This window comes from Laribacter hongkongensis DSM 14985, from assembly GCF_000423285.1.
GTDB lineage: Bacteria > Pseudomonadota > Gammaproteobacteria > Burkholderiales > Aquaspirillaceae > Laribacter > Laribacter hongkongensis.
Genome location: NZ_AUHR01000036.1, coordinates 1 through 3,438, shown reverse-complemented (window position 1 = coordinate 3,438; position 3,438 = coordinate 1). Strand labels below are relative to the sequence as shown.

The window sequence follows — 3,438 nt, the reverse complement described above, 5'->3', positions numbered from 1 at the left end:
GCAACGTAATAAGAACTATAAATTCCAGATATAAATATTACACACCAACAATCTAAATGACATAAGCAATCTGTTTGTAAAAACATGCAATAAACATGGATAAAGTAAATATAGCGTATGGATATTTTTTGAAAAGCCATTAACTGAATACCCACCTCTCTTCAAAAGGAACCTACATCATGGGAACCACTGCCAGAAAACAGGCAATCATATCGGCCCTGACTGATTTCAAAGAAGAGTCACTAGTCAGATTTGGTCCTCCACCCATGTCTGCCGATCTCATATCCAGAATCATCGGTGAACCGGAAAAAATTCGCAGCATCTACAAGACATTAAGAGAGATGTCAAAATCAGGCATCCTGACTTCAGAAAAAACAAAAAAAGAATTCATTTTCACAAGAGACGGAAAAAAACTGTTGCAGATAAGGAAATGTACCGTTTACTGGAATACCCGCACAATTGAAATAGACAGGGTACAGGCAACCCTGTGGAATAGATCATAAGACAAAAAACAGCCTACGGACATTAAAGAGTCAACAAACCAATAGTCACCATCAGACACCCGACAGACCATCTCCACCCAGACATCCGAAATTTCACCAGTAATGTGCGATTGGATTAGAGGCGATTTGATTTTTAATCAACAACAGAGAACGAAGGTTACAAATGAAAATCAGCATCAACCACTCATCCATCAAGACAAAAGTCATGATGGTAAATGCAATAATCATTATTGCAATATCGACTGCACTAAGTTCAATGAGTTATTTTGAAGCAGAAAAAATGACCATTGACACACTGACATCGGAATTTACAGCCACGACAAAAGACAAGAAAGCAATCGCAGAAATATTCCTGAAAGAAAAAAGCAGTCAATTAATGGCCATCAAGACTATCCCTGATAACAGGTCTTATGTCTCCGAATTAATGGCAACACTGGCTAGGGCAGGAGGGTTCACGGCAGCATTTATTGTTTACCCCGACAAAAGCCATATTTTTTCTGATGGATGGTCTGCTCCAGCAGATTTCAGTTTTGATCAGAGAGAATGGTATAGCCAAGCCTTGGCCGATGACAAAATACACATCAGCAATCCATATATCTCTGCCAGCAATGGTAAATTGACGATAACCATTTCAAAAAGGTTGAATACCCCAAGTGGAGTGCACGTATTAGCTGGAGATGTAGGCATGGATGAGCTCATCACCAATATGAAAAAATCATCCATCAGGGGAAATGGTATCGTCTACCTTCTGAAAAAGAATGGGGATGTAATTTATTACCCCAATCAAAATATAAAAAACATTACAGAAGCCTCACCGGAACTAACTCCTGAAAAAATACACGAGGTAACACTCAACAGTAATCTTGTAAAGATTACCCGCAAAAATGGAACATCAGCTTTCGTATTCATGGAACCGATTGATAATACGGACTGGGTTGTAGGTGTTTCGACCAGTACTGAAACGATACTCAACCCACTGTTTGATTTCCTGGTTACCTTGATTGTCATCGCTCTGATAGCGACGGTAGTGGCAATGATCGTAAACAAGTTCGTCCTTGACCGAGCCATGAGCGGAGTGACCAGGCTCAGGGATGCAATGAAGAACATTGCATCAGGTGACGCCGATCTGACACACAGGGTAATCGTTAAAGGCAAGGATGAAATTGCCGAAGTGGCCAATTACTTCAATCAGTTCGTTACGTCACTGCAAGAACTCATCCTTTCACTCAAGACAAGCACCAACAATCTTATCAATGATATTGGAACGGCATCGCAAAAAACCCAGGAACTGGCCTTGGGATCAGTACAAATAAAAGATGCTTCATCTTCCAATGCAGCCACCCTTGAGGAGATTTCGGTCAGCATTGCTTCTATTTCGGACGGAGCAACAGAAACTGACCAGATGATTCAGGGTACCAACATTCATCTTGACAGATCCGTTCAGAATGTTGACCAACTGGCCGGCAACATGAACGACATTACAAGAGTAATCAATGAGCTGCATCACATCATCCAGACTCTGGAAGAAAAGTCAGGGGATATCTCCAAGATCACAGGCATCATTGGTGACATTGCCGACCAAACAAACCTTCTGGCATTGAATGCATCCATTGAAGCAGCACGTGCCGGGGAATATGGCAGGGGTTTTGCTGTCGTTGCTGATGAAGTACGCAAACTTGCAGAACGTACGGTCAGTGCCACGGTGGAAATCAATGACACCATTGAAGCCGTAAAATCCGAAACAGTCAAAGCCTCGAATGATATGGAAAAAACCGTATCAGTGGTGTCTGAAGGCCAGAAAATAAGTGTGAAGATAAAAGAAAGCATCGATTGCATCAGGGATGCAATGATGGAAGTTACCAGGAAAATGACTGAGGTATCACACTCGACAACCGAACAAAAGGATGCAGGTCTTCTGATTGCACAGAGCACTGAGGAAATAAACCGGCAAATCGAGCAAAATGATTTTTCCATACAGGAAATAAACACCCGCCTGAAAGATAGCCAACAGGTATCCCTGTCAATCAAGGGTGATTTTGACCGGTTCAAGGCATAATGCAAACCTGACCATCACCAGCACACAGGCTTGGGAAACCAAGCCTGTTTTTATACATTCATGCATGCCTTTTAATACTGGGCGGATAATCATGCCAGCCAGCACCATGCCCTGACGTCGCTCAGGTCATCAAATACAAATTACTGCATATGAAATGCTGATCCGACAACCCAGCAAAACCCAAACAGCATTACACAAGGGCATTTTCAAGCAAAGCAGCAACAATACCGTACCATTTTCTGACTTTCGACAAAAATCACCTTTTTACGCGACAAAATAATGTTTACTCCATTTACCTGGACACGATAACCAGATAAATTCATTACCATTATCTGGTTGACAACAAAACATATCTTTAGAGCCAAAGACCGTGACTGGATCATCAAGCATGTAACCATGCAGATGGTTCAACACGCCCATCATTGATGACACCGCATTTGATGCGAATGTAATTTACGGGCACTTTTATTCATTTGCATGAAACAGTTATGTCCGGTAGCAAACACTTTTCTTTCAAGAAGAGAGGATGATCGTGTCTGACCTTTTGAAAAGCATTGATGCACGAACCAAGCTCGCAGGAGCCAACAAGCTGGAAATCCTGCTCTTCTCGCTCGGCACCGATCAGCGCACCGGTCGCAAGGAAACATTCGGCATCAACGTCTTCAAGGTCCGCGAAGTCATGCGGACCCCCGAAATCACTTCCGCTCCCGAAATGAGCTCCGCCGTCGAAGGCATGGTCAGCCTGCGCGGGCAGCTCGTCCCGGTCATCGACCTCGCCAAGTACACCGGCATCATCACCGACAAAAAACCCGAAATCATGATCGTGACCGAATACAACGGTCACACACAGGGCTTTCTCGTCGAGGCCGTCGACACCAT

3 protein-coding genes are annotated in these 3,438 nt (G+C 43.3%); all 3 read left to right on the top strand.

What is annotated here, in order from left to right; genetic code table 11:
- The first annotated feature begins 179 nt into the window (after positions 1 to 179).
- Positions 180 to 503 (top strand): putative PII-like signaling protein, encoded by a 324-nt coding sequence (locus tag G542_RS18720; protein WP_156092913.1) that lies wholly within the window; start codon positions 180 to 182, stop codon positions 501 to 503.
- Between the two features lie 163 nt (positions 504 to 666).
- Positions 667 to 2,559, top strand: a complete 1,893-nt coding sequence (locus G542_RS0114055; protein WP_012697895.1) for a methyl-accepting chemotaxis protein — start codon at positions 667 to 669, stop codon at positions 2,557 to 2,559.
- A gap of 532 nt (positions 2,560 to 3,091) precedes the next feature.
- On the top strand, positions 3,092 to 3,438 hold a 347-nt coding region (locus tag G542_RS0114050; protein WP_034986054.1), incomplete at its 3' end, for a chemotaxis protein CheW.

Coding starts and splice junctions, on each gene's coding strand:
- G542_RS0114055 (WP_012697895.1), top strand. CDS start 667: ATGAAAATCAGCATCAACCACTCATCCATCAAGACAAAAGTCATGATG.
- G542_RS18720 (WP_156092913.1), top strand. CDS start 180: ATGGGAACCACTGCCAGAAAACAGGCAATCATATCGGCCCTGACTGAT.